Consider the following 22,288-nt stretch of genomic DNA (forward strand, 5'->3'; position numbering starts at 1 on the left):
GCATCTCCCGTAGGAGTCGAGCGGACACCTCTCCAAACCAACTTATTATTTGCTTTCAAATAAATAAAACCTCATTTAATTTGGAGAACTAAACTTTTTCAGTGCCCTCCTCGCTGCGCTGCGGGGTCTCAGCCTTTCCTCTATTTCCCGCAGGAGTCGAGCGTCCTCCGCTCCATTTCACTTTCGTTTTTAAAGCTTTTTCTAAAATAAAACACGAACGTTTATGAGGAATAACTACATAATCATTTGTTTTTATTGCTAGCTGAAATGTTTATGTCCCAGCCTCATTAGGCATATACTTAGTTAATGGACAATATATTAATAGAAAGGATTACATGTCTAAACAGTTTGTTCTAGATTGATGTTCTAATATAAGATATAATAAAATCAAAAAGAAAGCTCTTACATTTAACTGACGCAACCAAAAAAAGTTTGAATAAACCGTTCTAGTTGGAAGTTTCCATACTAGTGGAAATGTTAGTAGAAAAGTAGGATTCTGTTTTGAGGAGGAAAAAGAATTGTCTTTAACACGTGTGCTTGTAGGAATATTTAAAAGTTTTGAGGAAACAAAGGAACAGCCTAAGGTTCCTGAATTAAAGACTCGTTATTATAAAAAAAGTCGTGATCGTTTGATGGAAATAATAAAAAATGTAGTAGAAAGAAAAATGTCGAATTGGGATTTAAAAAAAATCGATACGGATCGTGGTGAAATCGTATTAAGCAAAGGATCTAGTTTAATGATTATTACTGTTTATAAACTAGCAGGGATGCAATCAGCAATAGATATTTATTGTTCAAAGGAAGGAGCTTTAGGGGATTTCGGCTCCAGTTATAAATATATACAGCAATTTTTTAAAGCGCTTCATACGGAAATTCAGCCAGAAAAAGGGTAAGCATCTTACGAAAAAATCGTTAAGTTGAATAAGAATGGGAGTGTATGGAATGAAAATTGTTCTTACAGGGGCTAATCGGGGATTAGGGATTCACCTTGCTAAAACGGCTGTGGAAAGAGGACATACAGTACTTGCGGGGGTACGATCGGTTGTAGAAGATTCACCTATCAATCGATTGAAAAAACAATTTCCAGACAATGTGTATACATATTTTCTCGATGTTACAAATGAAGAGTCGATTGCAAAAGCAGCTGAACTAGCAGTAAAAGATGTTGATTCTATTGACGGCATTATTAATAACGCAGGAGTCCTCGCAGAACGGGGAAAGCCAATAGAAGAGCTCGATTTTAATCAGGTTCAGTTTACGATGGATGTCAATGTATTAGGACCTATGAGAATAATGAAACATTTCCTACCTCTTTTATATAAAGGGAAAAAACAGGCAGTTATTAATATCTCTTCAGAAGCCGGAAGTATTCATAATGCTTATGGCGGAGACTTTCCATATGGAATTTCGAAAGCAGCCCTAAATATGTTTACCGTTCAATTATCCAGCTATGTAAAAGATAAAGACATTGCTGTATATGCTGTTCATCCTGGCTGGATTAAAACAGATATGGGTGGGGACAACGCAACAGGCTATCCAGAAGAGTCAGCAAGTGGTATCCTTGATATTTTAGAAGGAAAAATAGACATAAATAGCAAGCTAGGATTTACTGATTTTACCGGGAAAGAAATGGAAATTTAATAGATGGGTAGGGGAAGAATCAGAATAATCTTGCATGGAGCAAAGATTTTCTGATTCTTTTTTGTATGAACAGGACAGCTTCCTAAAGGTGTTATTGACTAAAATGAAAAAGAAAAAATCCCCACTAATGGAAGTTACCTATTATAATAGAAATATTATTTATAATTTTCTGTTGATTTACAAGGAAGGAGTATTTGATGAATAACGAAGAATTATTAACGATGCAACAGTTAAATAAATCCCATAAGAATGATTTGCTTTCTTTAGCTACTATTGTTGGCTGGGATTATGACTTGGAAGAAATCCAAACTCTACTCGTTTCCGGAACTATGTTTGGTCACATAACGTTAGAGAAGAAAGTAGTATCCTGTGCTGCAATTATTCCTTATGGAGCTAAGCTAGCATCTATCGGCATGGTAATTGTTCACCCGAACTATCGAGGAAGAGGGCTAGCGAAAGTGTTGCTGATTCAGTGTATGAACCAATTGCCAAGAAATATGGCTCTTATGTTAATTGCGACAAAAGAAGGCAGACCTGTTTATGAAAAATTATCGTTTAAGGAATATAGCCATGTAACAAAGCTTCTTGGGAAAGGTAAGCAAATGAAGCTTGTATTAGATGGCTATACTATACATCAATTCGTGAAAACAGATTTAGAAGAAATGCTTGTATTAGACCAAGCAGCATTTGGAAGTTCAAGAGTGCTGTTTCTAGAGAACAGAATAAAACAGGCAAAAGATTCACTTGTACTAAAGGATAGAAAAGGAGTAATGGTTGGATATGCTCTTACTGTAAAAAAACCTAGTAATCTAGTTATCGGTCCTATTGTAGCACAAGATGATGAACAGGCAATTCTCCTTATTAAGACAATCATTGCAAACAATCAAGGAAGTATAAGAATAGATATAGTGGAAGGAAAAAACACCATAATGGAAGAGCTACAGAAGCTAGGATTTCAAATAGTAAATCGTCCTCCAGTAATGGTGAAAAATATCGAAGCATTCCCAAAAAGAAATAATTGCTTATATGCGATTGCAGCACAGGCTTATGGATAATCATAAAAGAATAAAAGATGAAAAGGAAGTAATGGTAGACGGAGAAAAGAGTTGATTTTCAGAAAGAGAAAATGATATTAGTCATTTTCTCTTTCTGTTTATATGTGCCATTATATCTGACTTTAAATAAATCCTTTCTTTGTTGCCTACTTTTAGAGGGTCTAAAATCCCTTTTTTAACACATTCGTGGATATATTGCCGAGTGCATCCTAATAGCTCGGTAACTTCTGAGGTAGAGATTAATTCCTGTTCTAAATACTTTCGTAGTTCCATATCATTTTCAAATCGAATCATGATAATCGTTCCAATCTTTTCATAATATTTTAATTAGTAGTATTATTCTATACCCAAAAATAAACTAACTAACCATTCCTACGCAAAATTTACATGTGCCTAATCTTCCTGTTTCTATCGCACTATTCTGTAGAATTCTCCGAATAATAGACAAGAATTTTGATGGTGTTGCTAACTGATAAAGTATATATTTTCCAAGTGGAAATAGATATAATGAAGAGAGGGATATTTAATGAAGAAAGCCAAAAAAATGGAGGCATATATGTTCAAAAATAAGTTAGGTAAGATAAGATCTGGTTGGATTATTTTGTTAGCTTTATTGGCTACAATGATAGCACAATTGATTCTTTCAGCCCCAGGTATGATTATAGCTGTCATTATTGAATCTCAAATTAATCCTGATATTTCTGATGAAATGATTGATCAGGTATTAGATGGTTCTCCCCTCTCTCTTTTGTCTCAGGGAATAGGGATGATCGGTGGTATCGCAATCTTGTTTCTTTTATGGAAGTTTGTTAATAAGAAGAGAATTTCAGAAATGGGTTTTAAAAAGTTTTCTCCAGATTTTTTCACTGGTTTAGCTCTTGGTGCAGTGTCTATCGTCGTTATATTTTTAATTCTATTATTCACAAAAAATATAGAGATGGCTAATTCAATTGGTTCGCCACATTTTTCTACTTACACAATAGCCTATCTTTTGTTTTTTATATTAGTAGGGTTTTCAGAGGAACTAACGTTTAGAGGCTATATAATGTCCACGCTTGCGGATAACGGTAACTCTAAAACTGTCGTATATATCATCTCAGCATTTATTTTTGGCATTGCACATATGTGGAATCCGAATGTCGCCATCCTCGGAATTGTTAATATTTTTCTAGTAGGGCTCTTGTTTGCCTATATGTATGATAAGACAAAAAGCCTATGGATGCCGATTGGCTATCATATAACGTGGAATTATTTCCAAGGAAATGTGTTTGGCTTCCCAGTTAGTGGAACGACTCCATATGGCCTTTACGGTATTGATGTTTCTATGGGAAATGATTGGTTAACAGGTGGTTCCTTTGGTCTAGAAGGAGGTATACTAGCTACTTTAATGATTGCTTGTGGCTACATTGTGACCAATTTATATACAAAGAAAAGATTAGCATAGTGTTCATTTAAATCTTATACGGAGAAAAAGTAATATTCTCATAGAATAATTGCCTAATTTACGTTATAATAAGTCGAGTTAAACCAATTATATAGCAAAATCCGTATATTACGGTGGAGGTTCTAGCTACCCTCTTTAAAAAACTAAGAAAAACAGGACTGCTTTCTTAGTAGTGCTGTTTTTTCTATATGAAGGAGATTTTGGAAATGAAAAACGAAAAAGCGGTTGTTGTATTTAGTGGTGGTCAAGATAGCACTACCTGTCTATTTTGGGCAATGAAAAACTTCAAAGAAGTAGTAGCTGTTACGTTTGACTACAATCAAAGACATATTACAGAAATTGAATGTGCGAAGAAGATTACAGAAGAGCTTGGCATTAAACATCATATTCTTGATATGTCATTGCTAAATCAGCTTGCGCCAAATGCTTTAACAAGAGATGATATCGCAGTTGAAGAAGGAAAAGATGGAGCATTGCCTTCCACCTTTGTTCCTGGACGAAACTTATTATTTATGTCATTTGCTGGTGTATTAGCTAGCCAAATACAAGCAAAGCATATTGTTACTGGCGTTTGTGAGACAGATTTTAGCGGATATCCAGACTGCCGTGACATTTTTATTAAATCATTGAATGTAACCTTAAACCTTTCAATGGACAATCAATTTGTCATTCATACTCCACTAATGTGGTTAAATAAAGCAGAAACATGGGGGCTTGCAGATGAGTTAGGTGCGTTCGAATTTGTTCGCGAAAAGACACTAACATGTTATAACGGAATGGTTGCAGATGGCTGTGGAGAATGTCCTGCTTGTAAGCTACGTAAAAAAGGCTTGGATGATTATTTAGCTGTTCGAAAGGGGGTATAAGAGAATGCATGATTTTCGAATAGTTGATAGATTGCAAAAGTTTGGGGAGGATATTTCTTCTAAGCAATTAAAATATCATCATAAGCGCGTTATGGTTAGCAAAGAGTTTACCTTTGATGCATCACATCACTTGCATGCCTACGAAGGTAAATGCATGAATCTTCATGGACATACGTATAAGGTTGTTTTCGGTATTAGCGGATATTTAGATGACCGTGGATTGATGATTGATTTTGGTGATATTAAGAAGATATGGAAAAAGGAAATCGAAATTTATTTGGATCATCGTTATTTAAATGAAACACTTCCACCAATGAATACAACTGCAGAAAATATTGTTTATTGGATATTTGAAAAAATGGAAGAAGCATTGAAAAAGGATGAGATGAAACAAGCAAATAATGGGGCAAGAGTGGAATTTGTGCGTCTCTTTGAAACTCCTACTAGTTATGCAGAAATGAGAAGGGAGTGGATTGGAGAGTGAGTAAAGTACCTGTAATGGAGATATTCGGACCAACGATTCAAGGAGAAGGAATGGTCATTGGTCAAAAAACGATGTTTGTCAGAACGGCAGGTTGCGATTATTCCTGTGCTTGGTGTGATTCTGCTTTTACATGGGATGGAAGCGGGAAAGATCTAATTAAGCAAATGCAGGCTGAAGAAATATGGGATGAATTAGTTCGCTTAGGCGGCAATGGCTTCTCATTTGTAACACTGTCTGGAGGGAATCCTGCCCTATTGAAAAATCTTTCTTTTCTGGTAGATTTATTAAAAGAAAAAGGAATAAAAATCGGTCTTGAAACGCAGGGAAGTAAATGGCAGGATTGGTTTGTGGATATTGATGAGCTAACTATTTCACCTAAACCGCCTAGCTCGAAAATGAACACGGATTTTGACATATTAGATGCGATTATGCAAAGATTAAGAGATGCAAATCGAAGTAATTATATGAGTCTAAAGGTAGTTGTATTTTCAGACGAAGATTATGAATATGCGAAAAAGGTTCATCTACGTTATCCAGATGTTCCTTTTTTCCTGCAGGTTGGTAACGAAGATAATAAAACTATCGATAACGCGCAATTAGTACAGCAATTACTGACTAAATACGAGTGGCTGATTGATAAAACAATGCTTGATCATGAGTTCAAAAATGTAAAGGTACTTCCACAGCTACATACGTATATTTGGGGAAATAAGCGTGGAGTGTAGACAACCGGGAAGACATTTAGGAGGATTACGGAATGAGTAAAATGAATATTCCTCAAATAGAGGAAGCAATTCGCTTATTATTAGAAGCGGTTGGAGAGGATCCTAATAGAGAAGGATTATTGGATACTCCAAAACGTGTAGCAAAAATGTATGAAGAGGTTTTTTCGGGACTTACAATCGATCCAAAAGAATATTTTGAAACGATTTTTCATGAAGACCATGAAGAATTGGTATTAGTGAAGGATATTCCCTTTTACTCCATGTGTGAGCATCACTTAGTTCCTTTTTACGGAAAAGCACATGTAGCTTATATTCCTAAGGGAGGAAGAGTCGCTGGATTAAGCAAACTTGCAAGAGCAGTCGAGGCAGTTTCGAAACGTCCGCAGCTTCAAGAGAGAATTACGTCCACGATTGCAGATACAATGATGGAAACACTTGAACCACATGGAGTGATGGTTGTAGTGGAAGCAGAGCATATGTGTATGACCATGCGTGGGGTGAAAAAGCCTGGTGCTAGCACAGTTACTTCTGCTGTTCGTGGTGTTTTTCAAACAGATAGTGATAAGCGTGCAGAAGTTTTTGCGATGATAAAATAAAAGGGAAACTGCTATCAGATAGAGGGTATTATACCTTACTGATAGCAGTTGAACCATACGGAACCTTTAGGGACAGTGGGATATACTTTAAGCAAGCTTAAAATAGTTAAAAAAAGCAAAGCGCCATTTTTTTACAGGTGCTTTGCTTTTTTCATTTATGCCATATTCCCAGAAGTATCCACATCATTAGATTGATATTGCTTTGTATCTAATTCACCAAGTGTTTTACTTGTTACAACACCAGAAACCATGGATCCACTCACGTTTAAAGCAGTACGACCCATATCAATTAATGGTTCAACAGAGATTAATACCCCAGCTAAAGCAACTGGTAAGTTTAATGTAGAAAGAACGATCAATGTTGCAAATGTTGCTCCTCCGCCAACTCCAGCTACCCCAAAAGAACTGATCATAACAACAATAATTAAAGTTGCGATGAACGAAGGGGATAAAGGATTAATCCCTTGTGTCGGTGCAATCATAACTGCAAGCATTGCTGGATAGATTCCAGCACAGCCATTTTGCCCAATAGATACTCCAAAGGATGCAGAGAAGTTTGCAATAGATTCAGGTACACCTAGTTTATTTTTTTGTGCCTCAATGTTTAAGGGCATTGTCCCTGCACTAGTACGTGATGTAAAGGCAAAAGTAAGAACTGGCCAAACCTTTTTCACATATTGTTTTGGGCTTAGTCCCATAATAGCAAGAATGATTAAATGAATAATAAACATCGCAATTAACGCAACATATGAAGCAATAACAAATTTACCTAGCTTCACAATGGCATCAAAATTACTTCCTGCAACAGTCTTTGCCATTAATGCAAGGATTCCATATGGAGTTAATCGTAGCACTAATGTTACAATTCGCATGACAACTGTATGTATAGCCTCGACGATTTTTTGAAAAAATGCTGCCTGTTCCGGATTTTTTCTTTTAATACCAAGGAAAGCAACTCCAACAAATGCTGCGAATATAACCACTGCTATCGTAGATGTTGGTCTAGCACCTGTTAAATCTTGAAATGGGTTAGCAGGTAAAAAGCTAAGAATTTTTTGTGGCACTGTCGTGCTTTGGACCTCTCCTAAAGTTTCTTCTAGTTGCTGTCCACGAAGGATTTCTGCATCTCCAGTACTTACATCAATTGCTTTTAGGTCAAAGCCAGCTGTTGTGGCAATACCAATTCCTGCAGAAATAGCTGTTGTAATTAATAGTGTTCCAATTACAAGACCACTGATTTTTCTAAGATTAGCTGATTTTTCAATCTTTGTGAATGCTGCAATTATCGAAATAAAGACTAGCGGCATAACAATCATTTGTAATAGCTTTACATATCCGCTTCCGACTATAGCAAACCAATCATTTGTATTCGTGATTACCTCAGAAGTAGGATCATAAATCAATTGCAGGATAGCTCCGAATACAACCCCAAGTCCTAATCCTGTAAACACACGTTTAGAAAAGGAAATATGTTTCTTTTGCATGTAGAAAAGAACGCTAAGTAAAATAAGTAAGATGATAATGTTTAAAATAGTGAATAAGTTCAATGTAATCTCCTCCTTTAAATTTATTAATTCATATAGGTTAAATAGGAATTAAATAAAATCCTTTAAAAGACTACCATTATTTATCACATTTGTAAATAAAAATTTTGAGAAAGGAGGAATTATGATACTTAATATATGGTGCTTTTATTCTTGTTAATCAATTAGCAAATATGGTGAAGATAAAATACATGATGAATAGTGTTTGTTACAGAACTTTCTGTTAAAATAAAAAGCAAATAAGGCTATATGGGGGATTAGGATGTATACAATCGATTATCATTCTCCAATTGGAGTAATAGAAATAAGTGGAACGGAAAAGGCTGTTTCTTCTATCTTATTTTCGGAAAAAGAACTGGCAGAAAATCTGATTAATGCATCTACACCAAATGTATTAGTTACGTGCTCCAAGCAAATAGATGACTATTTTAAAGGGAAGCGCCGTGACTTTTCCTTCCCGATGGAAATAGGGGGGACACCTTTCCAAAAGCAAGTTTGGGACGCGTTAACGACTATTCCGTATGCTGGTACTGGATCCTATAAAGATATCGCCAACAACATAGGGAACGAAAAGGCCGTACGAGCAGTTGGAAGTGCAAATGGAAAAAATAAGCTATGTATTGTCATTCCTTGTCACCGAATTATAGGTGCAAATGGAACCCTAACTGGGTATGCTGGTGGCTTATGGAGAAAAGAATGGTTGCTTAGTCATGAGCAAAAATTTAAGCGAACAATCTAATAAGGAAAAGAAAAGAAGCAGAAAATCCTCCATTAATAAGAAGATTTTCTGCTTCTTTTTTAGAACTTAAAAAAGCTCTATAAGAGTACCAGCTCCACCTGCGCTGCGTACGATGATAACCACTGATGTTATCCAACCTAATGTATATTATATTTGAAAACGATTACAAAAGCAAATATTGTGAATGCCTGAGCGAATTATTCCGAATATTATTATTAATTAGGATAATATTCCCATTTGATATAAGGGAGGGAAAAGGGCTGTTTTGAAGTATTTTTCACCTATAATATTTAGCATAAATTATTGGTAATAGAAAATCCTATAGGAAAAAAGGAGGTACTATATGGAAGAGCAAAAAGGAACGAATCTATCCAACTATGATAGCGTAACAGACAGAGTTATTGCTGAAGATTCAGACGTGCTTAGTGTATCGATTAAAACAAATCTTGACCCTAAAAATGTGCTGAAAGACAACCCTTATTTTGATAAATCGAAAACCTACAGCGAAGAAGAATTGGAAAAGTTAAAGAAATTTTTTGGAGGGTAGGAACAATTATTCCATAGAAGGAATGGAAAGACGCATAAAACGAAACTCCTTATGTAGATCATCTCTGATTTGTTTCATACAAGTCAGCTACGGAGGAGTTTTTTTATTTTCAAGAAAAAGATTAGTTATCCTTAAGTTTCTTTTCTTGCTTTTTTATACAGAAAGTGATTAAATGTATATACTTGTTTTTTATACTATACGGTATAAAAAACAGATGGATTAGATTATTAATAAGAAGTAATTCTTATGATTTATTATTAATAGAAACTATTGTGAAATCGTTATATATATATAGCTAGTACAGAAAATGAGAAAGGAGCGCTTTAAAGATGGGGATTGTAGTTGTAGAAATTTGTGACGGAAGCCTGATTACGGAAATAGATTTAGAAAAAATAATAGAATCAAAATATCCAGAAGTGGCAGTGATTGAAAGCAGCTGTCTTTCATTTTGTGGCATGTGTGCGAAACGGCCATATGCCATTGTAAACGGAAAAAGAATTTTTGCGAAAACCACAGAAGAATGCCTCCAATTAATTATGAAGCAAATTGAAGCTGAATTAGCTATTTTTGCATAATATCTTAAAAAGGGAAGTCTTTAAGCATATAGTGCTTAAGACTTCCCTTTTCTATTTTCCTTATTTTAAGAAACAAACTGCACTAAAAATTTACAGTGGTTATCTCCTTCAGTACGGCAACATGTTCTGCTTACTGTATTTGTTCCTAGCACATTTTTTAGCATTTCTGTCTCACAGCGACAAGCTACTTTAAACTCCTTTGCTACTTCTAAGATAGGACAATTGTATTCTGTTATTTCAAAAGTATGGTCGTCCACTTTCGATAAATCTGCCATATATCCTTTTTCATTTTGAATCTCAACCATTTCCTGCATTTTCTCAGAAGGAGTCTTGTCACTCATCCGAGAGATATATTCATTTGTAAGCCGTTCTTCCCGTTTATTAAATAGCTGCTGAACAGAATCATCACCATACAGCTCTTTCACATCATTCAATAAATCTATACTAATTCCTTCATAGCTTTTCGGGAAAAAATACTCTGCCCTTTCTGCCAGAGTATAGCTTTGAATAGGACGTCCCATTGGCTGTTTTATTAGTTCTGATTGAATCAATCCATCTTTTTCTAAAATTGTTAAGTGCTTTCGCACGGCCATATGTGTAATTTGCAAACGATCTGTAAACTCATTTACCGTTAAAGCTCCTTCTTTTTTTAGGAAATGAAGGATTTTATCTTTTGTAGTTTTTTGTTTAGTGGTCATCATAAACCTCCATTCTATACATTGGAGAGAAAATATAAGTAAATTAAAATGTAGTAAAATTTATTATACCAGATAGTATAAAATGTTGAAAGCAGTTAATGTGTACAAAGTCTGTAAAGATATATTTACAAAATTCAGAAGTAAAAAGGATTGCATTTTTTCTTACCTTGGTTTATTGTTTAATTATACTTTTTAAACCGTTAAGTATAAAAATAAAAATATTGGAGGAATTACAAATGACTACATATTCATTACCAGCTTTATCTTACGAATTTAACGCTTTAGAGCCACATATCGATCAACAAACAATGGAAATCCATTACGGAAAACATCATCAAACATATGTCAATAATTTAAATGCCGCACTTGAAGGGCAGGAAGCATTACAAGCAAAATCATTAGAGGAACTATTAAGTAATCTTGATGAAGTCCCAGAACAAATTAGAACAGCGGTTAGAAATAATGGTGGAGGTCATTTAAATCATTCTTTATTTTGGGAAGTAATTGCTCCTGCTACAGGAGAAAATGCTCCTTCTGGTGAACTAGCAGAAGCAATCACTAAAGCATTTGGAAGCATTGATGCATTTAAACAGCAGTTTACTGCAGCAGCTACAACTAGATTTGGATCTGGTTGGGCATGGCTTGTTGTTGACAAAGAAGGTAACTTGAAAGTAACAAGCACACCAAATCAAGATAATCCAATTATGGATGGAGAACGTGCAATCCTAGGTTTAGATGTTTGGGAGCATGCATATTACTTAAATTATCAAAACAGAAGACCTGAATACATTTCCAATTTCTTCTCTATTATTAATTGGAGTGTAGTTGCTCGGAAATTTGCTAATAATAACGAATAAGATAACGAAGATTAAGTGTTTCATGCTTATCTTTAAGCTTGGAGGATAATATGAAGCTTGTAGGAATTTCCGGCTCATTAGTGGGTGCAAAAACTTCCAAAGCAGTAAATGAAGTTTTAGTTGCAGCTAAGTCGCTTGATCCAGCCGTTCAAGTGGAGTTGATTGATTTAAGAGAGTATGAGATTGAATTTGTTAACGGTGCTCCACTTAGCTATTATAATGATGATACGATTAAAGTAGTAAACACTATATTAGCAGCAGATGCTCTTGTTATAGGAACGCCTGTATATCAAGCTTCCATAACAGGCGTATTAAAGAATCTTTTTGATCATCTACCAGTAGATGCGTTTAAATCAAAAGTGACAGGAATGGTTATCACAGGCGGTACAGATAAACATTTTCTTGTGATGGAATACCAATTAAAGCCAATTCTTACGTATTTCAAAAGTTTGGTTACCGTACAAAATGTTTTTGTGCATAATGATTATTTTGATGATGAAAACGAAATAACAGATGATGATGTTAAAAAGCGAATGGCTAAATTAGCGGAGGAAATTGTTTATTTAAAGCGCTAGTTTAAGCTTATCTATATGACCACATGACAGATCTGCTATATATTAGTAGGTCTGTTTTTTATTATTTAAAAGGGTTCTTGCTTGTTTTAGCTCCACTAAATTATGGAACAGGTACTTGACATCTAATCTTATTTCTTTCAATGTATAAAGTAATAACGAACGATAGGTGAATACGATGGAAATTAAAACTTTATTAATTGCACCATATCCTGCATTGGAGCATGTAATGGAAGAATGTATAAAAATTGATCATGAACTTAATATGCATATTGAATTGGCGAATCTACAGGAGGCAATTCCAATTGCAAAAGAGGCGGAAAAGCAAGGAATTGAGATAATAATAAGCCGTGGGGGAACGGCACAATTAATAGAGCAAGAAGTGAATATTCCAGTTGTTGATATACATGTTTCTGGCTATGATATGCTACGCGTACTGACCTTGGCAAATGATTATCCAGGAAAAAAAGCAATTGTTGGGTTCTCTAACATTACCATTGGAGCTAAAGCAATAACAGATTTGTTAGAAATTCCAATTGAGGTATTTACGATTGAGGATGCAAAAGAAGTTGAACCATTGGTGAATCAATTGAAAATAGATGGCTATCAATTAATCATTGGGGACGTTATTACACGGGATGCAGCAGCTAAGTATAATCTAGAAGGGATACTGATACAATCAGGAAGAGAAGCTATATTTGAAGCCATTAAAGAAGTTAAGAGCATTTACCGAATGCTGAGAAAGCAACGTTTGCAAATGACTATTATGCAAACCGCCATAGAGAGACAATTATTGGATGTTATTGTAGTGAATGGTGAAGGGACTATTGTCTATGAAAACTGGGCAATATTCGATCGTACGCAAGTTCCAATAAAAAAATTGATAAATGTGATACATAAAAAAAAATATATTCAAGAAGAACTAGATATAATAGAGACGAATCAGCATAAAAGAATAAAACAGATGATTGTTCCAATAAATTTTGAGGGAGAGAATCATTATTTGTTTGCATTCTCTTTATTAGATGAATTAGTGCCGGAAAATCCTTTGCATATTATAGATGTCCAAACTCAACCGGTGATTATCTCTAAAAGTGAGAAGATGAAGAGATGTATCGATAAGATAGATAGTAATCTTAATAATAATTATTGGATACTAATAGGGAAATCGGGCACTGGAAAAAAACAAATTTCAAAACTTATTCATTACAAAAAAAATAGGGGGATTGGTTTTTTAGGAATCCTATCTGCAGCTGCATTCCTTACGATGAAAAATCAAATAGACTCGGATATAAAATCGATATATTTTAATGAAATCGAAATGTTAAATGCTAGCGAGTTAAGATTATTTATTGGAAAAGTAAAGAAGTTACATGCTTTGGGGATAACAGTGATTATTGCAATAGATACGATAGACACTGAAATATATCACTCTCTTTCTTATACTGTTTTCATACGTATTGATTTACCAGCATTGTCTGAGCGGAAAGAGGATATAAGGCCATTAGTAGCATTTTTTTTAGCTGCTTTTCATGCGGAATTTGGAACTTCAGCAATTAAAATAAAGGAAGATGCTATGGAGATATTGGAATCCTATACCTGGCCAGGCAATGTGGAAGAATTATATATTCTTATTCGTGATGCTGTAAAGGAAGAGAAGGGGTTCGTAATCGGGAAGAGGTTAATTCAACTGCTTTTAGGGGATAGGTTAAATAAATTAGAAAGTAAAGATAATGAATTTTTACAAGGTACTTTAGTAGAAATTGAAAAAAGAATTATTGATACAGTCATGGAAGAAGAGCAATATAATCAAACAAAAGTTGCAGAAAGACTAGGGATAAATCGAACGACTCTATGGAGAAAGCTGAAACAATAAATTTTCAGCTTTTTTTTGTTCTTAGTGTTTAATTTTGCAACGTTTTATACTATTTTCATTGTGTTAATAAATGAAAGCAATTACAATTACTATTGTAAACGATTACTTATTGTTTTAAATTGAAACATACTAAAAGGAGTGTTAAAATTATGAAGATAAAAGAAACGTTGGATCGGATTCCTGGAGGGATGATGGTAGTTCCGTTGCTAATTGCAGCACTGTTAAATACATTCACTCCCAATCTTCTAAGAATTGGAAATTTTACAGAGGCTTTATTTGTTAATGGGGCACCTACTTTAATTGCATTATTTCTTTTATGTACTGGAGCACAAATCAATGTAAAATCTTTTGGAGTTTCTGTTGGGAAAGGGGCAACTTTATTACTAACAAAATGGGTAGTTGGTGCCGTCTTTGGATTATTAGCGTATCTATTTGCTGGAGATAATGGTCTTTGGTTAGGTTTAGCACCTATTGCAGTTATTGCCGCAATGACAAATAGTAATGGTGGATTATTTGTTGCATTAGTTGGTCAGTACGGCAGTAAAGAAGACCGAGCAGCTTATTCACTTTTAGCTCTTAATGATGGACCTTTTTTAACAATGGTTGCTTTATCAATCTTTGGTGCGATGGGATTTGTTGATGGATTGTTTTCTGTTACTTCCTTTATTTCCGTGCTTCTTCCTATTGTTGTCGGGATGGTGTTAGGGAATTTAGATGATAAAATCAGAGAATTTTTAGATAGCGGAAGTTCTATGTTAATTCCATTCTTTGCTTTTGCTCTTGGAATGGGGATTAATTTCTCTGCCATTATAGAAGGTGGTTTAGCAGGAATCATTCTAGGATTATTAACTGTTTTTGTAACAGGAACAGCTGGTTATTATGTATTTAAACTTCTAAAATGGAATCCAATTGTTGGAGCCGCGGAAGGTTCAACAGCTGGAAATGCGGTGGCAACTCCGGCAGTAATAGCAGCTGCAAATGTCAGCTTCGCATCAGTGGTGGATATTGCAACAGTTCAGGTTGCTGCTTCTGTGGTGACCACAGCAATACTACTTCCAATCTATGTAGGATTCTTAGTGAAAAGATTAGAAAAAAAAGGATATAAATTTGAGGAACAAGGTATCAAAATGTAAGGTAAGGATGTGTTCGACTTGAGAAATAAAATGGGCATTATTTCAGATGATTTAACAGGCGCTAATGATTCAGGTGTTCAACTGGCGATGAAAGATTTGTCAACTACTGTAGTGTTTGATGTTAAAAATTCGTCTGAAAACGCAGATTCTGATGTTCTTATATTAGATACGGATAGCAGAGCAAAAAACGAAGAAGAAGCATATCAGTCTGTAGTAGAGGCTGCTACATTTCTAAAAAAAAGAGGGTATCAACATATATATAAGAAAGTTGATTCCACGCTAAGAGGGAACATAGAAGCTGAACTTACAGCGATAGAAGCTGTTTATGAGCCAGAGGTCATTGTTATTGCTCCAGCCTATCCCAAAATGGGACGTCAAACCATCAATGGGCATCATTTTGTAGGCGGTGTCATCATAACAGAAACTGAATTTTCAAACGATCCGAAGACACCAGTGGAAGAATCCTATCTACTAAAGCTCTTAAATCCAACAAATAATAGGAAAATTAAACTATTAAATAAGGAAATTTGGCATAAATCTAAGGAAGAGATAGATAGCATCATACGCTCTTCGATAGAGGAAGGTAATAAATGGTTTGTTTGTGATGCGGAAACAGAAGAGGATCTTTTCCATATCACAGAACTGTTTGTAAGGATAAATAAATCAATCGTATGGGCAGGATCAGCTGGACTAATTGAGTATTTGCCAGAAATATTAAACCTAAATTCTGCTTCTGTAAAAGATACAGAAGAAATGGAAATTAATCATACACTTATTGTTTCAGGAAGTTTATCTCAAGTAACCAAAAAGCAATTATGCAAGGTTGAGAGTTTTACAAATTCCTATTTTCTGAAAATTAATCCAGTTGATTTAGTTAATCAAATATATAGATTGGATGAGCTTGCGAATAAAGTTGAGCAACATGAGGGCTGTAAACATTTTGTGCTTTATGTGGAAGCTGATGATACTAACAGAACGAGTGCGGTAGAAGCTGGTAAGAAGCTTTGTTTAAGTAAAACTGATGTAAGTGAGGCAATATCGAACGGTTTGGGGATTATTGCAAACCATTTATTAAAGGCTTTTCCTACTATCAAAGGTTTAGTGTTAACAGGTGGAGATACAGCCAAGGCAGTATGTCGAGCACTAGGTGTTACGGAAATGGAATTGTATTTGGAGATTGAGGCAGGACTTCCCTTTGGTAAAATTAGAACAGAGATTAATAGTTATTGGGCGGTTACTAAGGCTGGTGGATTTGGGGCAGAAGAATCATTAATAAAAGCATTAGAATTTATGATTAACAAAAGAAGGGTGATAGTATGAGTAAATTAAAACCAATAGTAGGTATAACAATGGGAGATGCAGCAGGTGTTGGTCCAGAGATTATTCTAAAGAGTCTCGGTAAAGAGGAAATGTATGATATTAGCCGACCTTTAGTAATTGGTGATAGTAAAATTTTAGAAAGAGCAAAACAGTTTGTAAATAGCGAGTTGATAATAAAGAATATATCTGTAGAAGACATTGCAGAAGTATCTTATCATTATGGTACAGTTTATTGTTTAAATCTAAATTTATTGGATGAAACGCTTCCTATTGGTACAGTATCTCCAGAAGCAGGGAATGCAGCATTTCAATATCTTGCTAAAGCAATTGAGCTTGCAAAAGAAGAGAAAATTCACGCCATTTGCACGGCACCTTTAAATAAAGAGGCATTGCATAAAGGTGGACATAAATATCCAGGTCATACAGAAATTTTAGCTGATCTTACTGGAACACAAGATTTCTCTATGATGCTTTCTGCACCTAACCTAAAAGTTATTCATGTAACAACACATGTTGGGATTATTGATGCAGTAAAAATGATAAATCCAGAACGTGTTTATCATGTTATTAAACTCGCACATGATACGTTGCAAAAAGCAGGAATTGAAAACCCTAAAATTGCAGTATGTGGTATAAATCCGCATGCTGGTGAAAATGGATTATTTGGTTATGGAGAAGAAGAAGAGAAAGTAATCCCTGGTGTAGAGAAGGCACAAAGTGAGGGCATAGAAGCAGTTGGCCCACTTCCAGCAGATACATTATTTTTCCGAGCAGTTCGCGGAGATTTTGATATTGTTGTAGCAATGTATCATGACCAAGGACATGGTCCAGTGAAAGTATTGGGATTAGACGCAGGAGTAAATATTACGGTTGGTTTGCCAATTATTCGAACAAGTGTGGACCACGGGACAGCATTTGACATTGCAGGTAAGGGGATTGCGGATGAAAAAAGCTTAATGGAAGCAATGCGTCAGGCTGTTGAATTAGCTCCTAAGTTGTGATCAAAGTAGTCTCTATAATCTGGTAAAGAAGATGTAGATAGTCAAGTTTTTTTGAGATAAATAAATTTGGCCTCACACTCTAATGAGTGGAGGCTTTTTCTTTACGTCGATATTCAAAAGGAGTATAGTTTGTCTCTTTTTTAAACAGTTTAGTAAAGTAAGAGTAATTCCCATAACCAACTTTATCGGAGATGATATGAACTGGCAAGGTTGTTTGAATGAGTAACGTCTTAGCGAGTTCTACTCTTTTTTTAATGATATAGTTGACAAGAGAGAGGCCCTTTTCTTTCTTGAAAATTCTTGCAATATAATCTGGACTTAAGTACACAATTTTTGCAATGCTATCTCTTGTGATATTTTCATGATAATGTGCATCAATATAATCGCAAATGGTATTTACAACAGATTTCTGTGAATGAATAAAGTCTAAATAATGGAGTGAAGTATCTGCTAAATAGGTAATATAAATCATCATATCATCAATGGAACGTAATGATTGAGTCTGTAGTAGGTTATTCGTATTTCCATCAAATAATTTGTGAGCGAGCACTTCCTGCTTTTTTAAATGAGTAAACAATAATTGAGTGATGTCTAATCGGAAATTGTGTAATACATTAAGGTTAAGATTATTGGTATCTTTTAAGTAAATTAAATATTGTTCACATTTATTTAGAAACATTTGTTTATTACCGTTTTGAAGATGTTTTTCCCAAATGTCCAAATTAGGTTCTGTATACGGATTTGTTTTCTTTTCATAAGATTGAAAAAACTGAACTGTGTTTCTAAAATCAATCATATCCTCGCTTTTTTGTTGTAGTTGTTTTACTGCTTTGTGAAGTTTTTCTAAAGGTGTAGAAAAACAAAAACTAAAGCGAGTATCTATTAACAAATCATTTCGCAGAGTCTGGATTAAGTTCTGGCATAATGCAATGAATGACTGATAATCGAAATGCTCCTTGGAATTTTTTATAAGAAGTACATATTTTTCTTTATTAATATCTAATCCAACAATACTTTCCAAAGAAAAAGGGGTTTCCTTAAAGGATTCTTCTAAATGGACGTTTAATTTTAAGACCAAGTTTTCATCTATTTCTAAAATAGGAGGTATTTTCTCTTTTAACGAAATCTTATATGGAAATATGTTTAATAGAATTGGCAAAAAGCAGTCATCTGGGGAATAACTTAAATGATTTTTTAGTAATTGTTCTTCCAGTTCTGCTTTAAGCCATTTTGGATTACTTAAATAGGAACTCCAAAAATGATCCACTAGTTTTTGTTTATTTTGTTGCCAATACTGGCCAACTTGGATAGCCTCTTCGCTTTGCTGCCTTATTTTTATTTTTTTTATCGCTTTCAAAATACTAAACTCTAATTTATCGATTTCTATTGGCTTTAAATAGTATTCAAAGCTCTGAAGTTCAATGGCCTTTTGGGCATAATGAAAATCAGCAAAATTTGTTAAAAAAATTGTTTGTATCGAATATCCTTCTTGTCGGACCCATGCTAATAATTCAAGACCGCTACCGTATGGCATTTCTATATCTGAAATAAGCAAGTGGATGTTCTCATTAATAAAGATATTCTTTGCTTGGCGAATATTATGAGCAGTATAAACTTGTTCAATCCCTAGAGTTCCCCAGTTAACTTTTTCCTTCAATAACTTAACGAGAAATCGATCATCATCTACTATTAAGACATTCATTTTTTATTCCTCCAGTAATTGTTTTGGTATAACTAATTGAACAAAAGCTCCATCATTTATTCCATTTGAAAAGGATATAGAAAAGCTATTTCCATAAAACATTTGAAGTCTTTGGATGACATTATTTATTCCGATTTGTTTTCCATTAACTTCTGATAGGGGTAGTTGATTTTGAAGTTTGTTCAGTATATCTAATGGATAACCAGGCCCATTATCTTTTATGGTAATGTTCAATTTTTGTTCGTCTTTTGCAGGGGTAATACTTAGTGAAATGATTAGAGTTTCCTCATAATTTATATCAGAAAATCCATACTTGATACTATTTTCAATAAAAGTTTGCAGAATCAACGGAGGTATTTGCATCTCCTCTATGTTTAGTTGAATGGATGTTTCATAATGAAAAGTAGGACCATGTAATAATTGTTGAATAGAAAGATAATCGCTAATATGATCAAGCTCTTTTTTTAACGAAACAAGGTGATCATTTGTTTGAAAAAGGTATCGAAAGTAACGGGATGTCGCAATAGACATTTTCTTGATTTCGGCAAACATATGCAGTTCTGCCATACTATGAATACTTGATAAACAATTGATATAGAAATGTGGTTTAATCTGTAATCGTAAAAAATCCATCTCTATTCTTTTCTTTTCCAGCTCTTGCTCATAAATATTAATTTTTAATTTTTTTATTTCTTGCATTAGGTTCTTGAATTGTGTATTAGCCTGCTCTAGTTCGATAATGCTGTTGCTTTCAAAATTAATCGTACCGTTACTATTGTTTAGCTCAGATAGATTTTTAGAAAACTTTTGAATAGGAAAGATTAAACGATTTTTTATATAGAGAAAAATAAAAAATAAGATAATGCTAATAACGATAGTTGCAAGAATTAAGAGGACTTGTGTGATAACTACATGTTTAAAGGCACCGAAATGATCTACGTTTATTTGTAAGCTAAACGGCAGTAGTATATTCTTTTCTTCAAATAGTAACTTGCTTGTAAAAAAGGGAGAGGATGCCGCTTCATCTTTTGCCATTTGTTGATCAGTTGTTATTATCGTTTTTCCCTCTTGTTTCATGACGATGGAACCATTACTCCCTAAGTTAAAGCCATTTAAAGGTTTTAATAGATCTTCTGCAGACACTAAACAAACGAAAATTCGATTATCATAGCTTAATAGATGATAAAAATAAAAAGTTTCGTTTATTTTTATCGTTTTCCATGTACTAAATATTTCATATGTATGTAGCGCATCATTTTTAGAGAAAAAGTAATTCTTTGCTTGTAGATAATCTTGATAAGGTAGTTCTATAGGTGAAGCGTTAGAAAAAAACGATTCTTTTTTGAGACCAAGAAAGAACTGAAACTCTTTTCCAATCGAGTATTGAAAGTCATTTACTCTTGTTCGAAAATTACTTAAATTTTGTGGGAAAACGTCCATATCCATATTCTCTTCCATTTCTTCAATTATTGGTTCGTGTACTACTGTCCAAATCATAAAGTGGTCTATCGCGTTTAAATTGGAGCGAACATTTTCTATATAAAATTTGACGGAATTCGTAATGGTATCAATGCTTTGTTTCCTTGTAATAGAGATTGTTAACATACTAATAAACATGTTTATTAGTAAGATAATTACCATAATGATTAAAAGTACTTTTAAATAGTAATTTATAGAGCGGGATGGGTTCTTATCAATGGAACGTATCATTTACTCATCTCCAATGCTTATTTTCATTATATAAACGTAATACACTTTTTCTAGCAATATTCCGTTTTGAAAAAGGAAAATAACTGAAATACAACGGAATACTGCTATTTCTTAGTGTGGAATAGAGAAATAAGAAGAAAATCTGTCCTAATTAGTATTATTTCAGGTCGGATTAGCTCTATTTTTATTGAATGCGCTTTCATATAATGATTATAACAAATAAAGGAGGTGGTAGAGTTGAAAAGTACGATTGCTGTGGAAAAAAACACGCAAATCACACCTGATTTTCCAAATAAGAGAAATTATTTAAAGCGGATGAAAAAAAGTCTTCCATTATATGTATTACTTCTGCCCACTCTCATTCTATTAATTTGTTTTACGTATATCCCTATGTATGGAATTATCATGGCGTTCAAGGATTATTCTCCTGCACTCGGGATTTGGAATAGCCCGTGGGTAGGAATGAAGCATTTTATACAGTACTTTCATTCCTATCAATTTGGTTTAACGCTAAAAAACACATTATATATTAGTTTGTATAGTCTTTTTGTAGGGTTTCCACTTCCGATTGCATTAGCTATTCTCTGTAACCAAATGCGGATTGGAATGTTTAAAAAATTCTTTCAAGTTACCACTTACTTGCCTCATTTTATTTCAACGATGGTAATGTGTGGTATGATATTAATTTTTCTATCACCGAGCACTGGGCTTATAGCCAATATTTTATCTATATTTGGGATGGAAATGCCGAATCTTCTATCTAAACCGACACTTTTCAGTAGTGTATATGTATGGAGTGATGTATGGCAGCATTTAGGATGGGATAGTATTATTTTTCTGGCAGCATTGTCAGCTATTGATCCTACCTATTACGAGGCTGCAACGATGGATGGTGCAAGCCGCCTACAGAAAATTATCCATATAGACTTACCACTTATTATGCCTACGGCTATGATTTTATTAATCTTGCGTGCTGGAAGTCTTTTAAGTGTAGGTTTTGAAAAAGTTTTATTATTACAAAATCCATTGAATTTAACTGGAAGTGAGGTTATTTCAACCTATGTTTATAAGGTAGGGATGCAAAACTTTCAATATAGCTTATCAACTGCGATTGGTTTATTTAATACCGTAGTAAATGTTATCATTTTACTTCTTGTAAATTGGCTATCCAAGAAACTAACAAAAACAAGTTTATTATAGGAA

Annotated in this window: 23 protein-coding genes and 1 riboswitch; of the genes, 18 read left to right on the forward strand and 5 right to left on the reverse strand. The window is 34.2% G+C overall.

Features of this window, described 5'->3' with window-relative positions; genetic code table 11:
• Nucleotides 1-518 precede the first annotated feature (518 nt).
• From ACTNDN_RS01555 to ACTNDN_RS01565, 3 genes are all read left to right on the forward strand, one after another.
• Complete coding sequence (locus tag ACTNDN_RS01555) at nucleotides 519-893, forward strand: hypothetical protein (protein WP_441130569.1); 375 nt, start codon at nucleotides 519-521, stop codon at nucleotides 891-893.
• 49 nt (nucleotides 894-942) lie between these two features.
• A complete protein-coding gene (locus tag ACTNDN_RS01560) occupies nucleotides 943-1,641 on the forward strand; it encodes an SDR family oxidoreductase (RefSeq protein ID WP_441130570.1) in 699 nt (232 codons plus the stop codon).
• Nucleotides 1,642-1,838: 197 nt separating this feature from the next.
• On the forward strand, nucleotides 1,839-2,696 hold the full coding sequence (locus ACTNDN_RS01565) for a GNAT family N-acetyltransferase (protein ID WP_441130571.1): 858 nt from the start codon (nucleotides 1,839-1,841) through the stop codon (nucleotides 2,694-2,696).
• 81 nt (nucleotides 2,697-2,777) lie between these two features.
• Here the strand turns inward: ACTNDN_RS01565 and ACTNDN_RS01570 are convergent, their stop codons facing one another.
• Nucleotides 2,778-2,990, reverse strand: a complete 213-nt coding sequence (locus ACTNDN_RS01570; RefSeq protein WP_031538788.1) for a helix-turn-helix transcriptional regulator — start codon at nucleotides 2,988-2,990, stop codon at nucleotides 2,778-2,780.
• 232 nt (nucleotides 2,991-3,222) lie between these two features.
• Between ACTNDN_RS01570 and ACTNDN_RS01575 the strand changes: the two genes are divergently transcribed.
• The 5 genes from ACTNDN_RS01575 (at nucleotide 3,223) to folE (ending at nucleotide 6,811) form a co-directional block, all read left to right on the forward strand.
• Nucleotides 3,223-4,140, forward strand: coding sequence for a CPBP family intramembrane glutamic endopeptidase (locus tag ACTNDN_RS01575; RefSeq protein WP_251629826.1), 918 nt, complete (start codon nucleotides 3,223-3,225; stop codon nucleotides 4,138-4,140).
• 110 nt (nucleotides 4,141-4,250) lie between these two features.
• Nucleotides 4,251-4,293: riboswitch (PreQ1 riboswitch) on the forward strand.
• Between the two features lie 35 nt (nucleotides 4,294-4,328).
• Entirely contained in the window at nucleotides 4,329-5,006 is a 678-nt protein-coding gene (queC, locus tag ACTNDN_RS01580) for a 7-cyano-7-deazaguanine synthase QueC (RefSeq protein WP_441130574.1), read from the forward strand.
• 4 nt (nucleotides 5,007-5,010) lie between these two features.
• Nucleotides 5,011-5,490, forward strand: coding sequence for a 6-carboxytetrahydropterin synthase QueD (gene queD, locus ACTNDN_RS01585; RefSeq protein ID WP_031538783.1), 480 nt, complete (start codon nucleotides 5,011-5,013; stop codon nucleotides 5,488-5,490).
• Complete coding sequence (gene queE, locus ACTNDN_RS01590) at nucleotides 5,487-6,215, forward strand: 7-carboxy-7-deazaguanine synthase QueE (protein ID WP_031538782.1); 729 nt, start codon at nucleotides 5,487-5,489, stop codon at nucleotides 6,213-6,215. Before queD ends, queE begins: the two co-directional genes overlap by 4 nt.
• A gap of 32 nt (nucleotides 6,216-6,247) precedes the next feature.
• Nucleotides 6,248-6,811 (forward strand): GTP cyclohydrolase I FolE, encoded by a 564-nt coding sequence (gene folE, locus ACTNDN_RS01595; RefSeq protein ID WP_441130576.1) that lies wholly within the window; start codon nucleotides 6,248-6,250, stop codon nucleotides 6,809-6,811.
• Nucleotides 6,812-6,966: 155 nt separating this feature from the next.
• Here the strand turns inward: folE and ACTNDN_RS01600 are convergent, their stop codons facing one another.
• On the reverse strand, nucleotides 6,967-8,382 hold the full coding sequence (locus ACTNDN_RS01600) for an L-cystine transporter (protein ID WP_441130759.1): 1,416 nt from the start codon (nucleotides 8,380-8,382) through the stop codon (nucleotides 6,967-6,969).
• Between the two features lie 235 nt (nucleotides 8,383-8,617).
• Here ACTNDN_RS01600 and ACTNDN_RS01605 point away from each other — a divergent pair, with 235 nt between their 5' ends.
• The 3 genes from ACTNDN_RS01605 (at nucleotide 8,618) to ACTNDN_RS01615 (ending at nucleotide 10,216) form a co-directional block, all read left to right on the forward strand.
• Complete coding sequence (locus tag ACTNDN_RS01605) at nucleotides 8,618-9,094, forward strand: methylated-DNA--[protein]-cysteine S-methyltransferase (protein WP_031538775.1); 477 nt, start codon at nucleotides 8,618-8,620, stop codon at nucleotides 9,092-9,094.
• Between the two features lie 343 nt (nucleotides 9,095-9,437).
• Entirely contained in the window at nucleotides 9,438-9,641 is a 204-nt protein-coding gene (locus tag ACTNDN_RS01610) for a hypothetical protein (protein WP_031538773.1), read from the forward strand.
• Between the two features lie 329 nt (nucleotides 9,642-9,970).
• On the forward strand, nucleotides 9,971-10,216 hold the full coding sequence (locus ACTNDN_RS01615; RefSeq protein ID WP_031538771.1) for a DUF1450 domain-containing protein: 246 nt from the start codon (nucleotides 9,971-9,973) through the stop codon (nucleotides 10,214-10,216).
• 65 nt (nucleotides 10,217-10,281) lie between these two features.
• Here the strand turns inward: ACTNDN_RS01615 and ACTNDN_RS01620 are convergent, their stop codons facing one another.
• On the reverse strand, nucleotides 10,282-10,914 hold the full coding sequence (locus ACTNDN_RS01620) for a helix-turn-helix transcriptional regulator (RefSeq protein ID WP_035416586.1): 633 nt from the start codon (nucleotides 10,912-10,914) through the stop codon (nucleotides 10,282-10,284).
• Between the two features lie 236 nt (nucleotides 10,915-11,150).
• Here ACTNDN_RS01620 and ACTNDN_RS01625 point away from each other — a divergent pair, with 236 nt between their 5' ends.
• The 6 genes from ACTNDN_RS01625 (at nucleotide 11,151) to pdxA (ending at nucleotide 17,673) form a co-directional block, all read left to right on the forward strand.
• The gene (locus tag ACTNDN_RS01625) at nucleotides 11,151-11,771 is read left to right on the forward strand and encodes a superoxide dismutase (RefSeq protein ID WP_031538768.1); all 621 of its coding nucleotides are present in this window, start codon (nucleotides 11,151-11,153) and stop codon (nucleotides 11,769-11,771) included.
• 50 nt (nucleotides 11,772-11,821) lie between these two features.
• Nucleotides 11,822-12,346, forward strand: coding sequence for an NADPH-dependent FMN reductase (locus ACTNDN_RS01630; RefSeq protein WP_031538767.1), 525 nt, complete (start codon nucleotides 11,822-11,824; stop codon nucleotides 12,344-12,346).
• Nucleotides 12,347-12,521: 175 nt separating this feature from the next.
• Nucleotides 12,522-14,219: a sigma-54-dependent transcriptional regulator gene (locus ACTNDN_RS01635; RefSeq protein ID WP_031538765.1), complete on the forward strand. Its 1,698-nt coding sequence runs from the start codon at nucleotides 12,522-12,524 to the stop codon at nucleotides 14,217-14,219.
• Between the two features lie 149 nt (nucleotides 14,220-14,368).
• Complete coding sequence (locus ACTNDN_RS01640) at nucleotides 14,369-15,352, forward strand: 2-keto-3-deoxygluconate permease (RefSeq protein ID WP_235252537.1); 984 nt, start codon at nucleotides 14,369-14,371, stop codon at nucleotides 15,350-15,352.
• A gap of 9 nt (nucleotides 15,353-15,361) precedes the next feature.
• Entirely contained in the window at nucleotides 15,362-16,672 is a 1,311-nt protein-coding gene (locus ACTNDN_RS01645) for a four-carbon acid sugar kinase family protein (protein ID WP_441130580.1), read from the forward strand.
• On the forward strand, nucleotides 16,669-17,673 hold the full coding sequence (gene pdxA, locus ACTNDN_RS01650) for a 4-hydroxythreonine-4-phosphate dehydrogenase PdxA (protein WP_031538760.1): 1,005 nt from the start codon (nucleotides 16,669-16,671) through the stop codon (nucleotides 17,671-17,673). The genes ACTNDN_RS01645 and pdxA overlap by 4 nt, the downstream gene beginning before the upstream one ends.
• A gap of 79 nt (nucleotides 17,674-17,752) precedes the next feature.
• On the opposite strand, the gene ACTNDN_RS01655 is transcribed toward pdxA, so the two are convergent.
• On the reverse strand, nucleotides 17,753-19,375 hold the full coding sequence (locus tag ACTNDN_RS01655; protein WP_031538758.1) for a response regulator transcription factor: 1,623 nt from the start codon (nucleotides 19,373-19,375) through the stop codon (nucleotides 17,753-17,755).
• A gap of 3 nt (nucleotides 19,376-19,378) precedes the next feature.
• Nucleotides 19,379-21,085: a sensor histidine kinase gene (locus tag ACTNDN_RS01660; RefSeq protein WP_235252542.1), complete on the reverse strand. Its 1,707-nt coding sequence runs from the start codon at nucleotides 21,083-21,085 to the stop codon at nucleotides 19,379-19,381.
• Between the two features lie 237 nt (nucleotides 21,086-21,322).
• On the opposite strand from ACTNDN_RS01660, the gene ACTNDN_RS01665 reads away from it, so the two are divergent.
• Nucleotides 21,323-22,285, forward strand: coding sequence for an ABC transporter permease (locus tag ACTNDN_RS01665; protein WP_197030897.1), 963 nt, complete (start codon nucleotides 21,323-21,325; stop codon nucleotides 22,283-22,285).
• Nucleotides 22,286-22,288: the final 3 nt, after the last annotated feature.

This window comes from Niallia sp. HCP3S3_B10 (assembly GCF_052064465.1).
Classification (GTDB): domain Bacteria; phylum Bacillota; class Bacilli; order Bacillales; family Cytobacillaceae; genus Niallia; species Niallia hominis.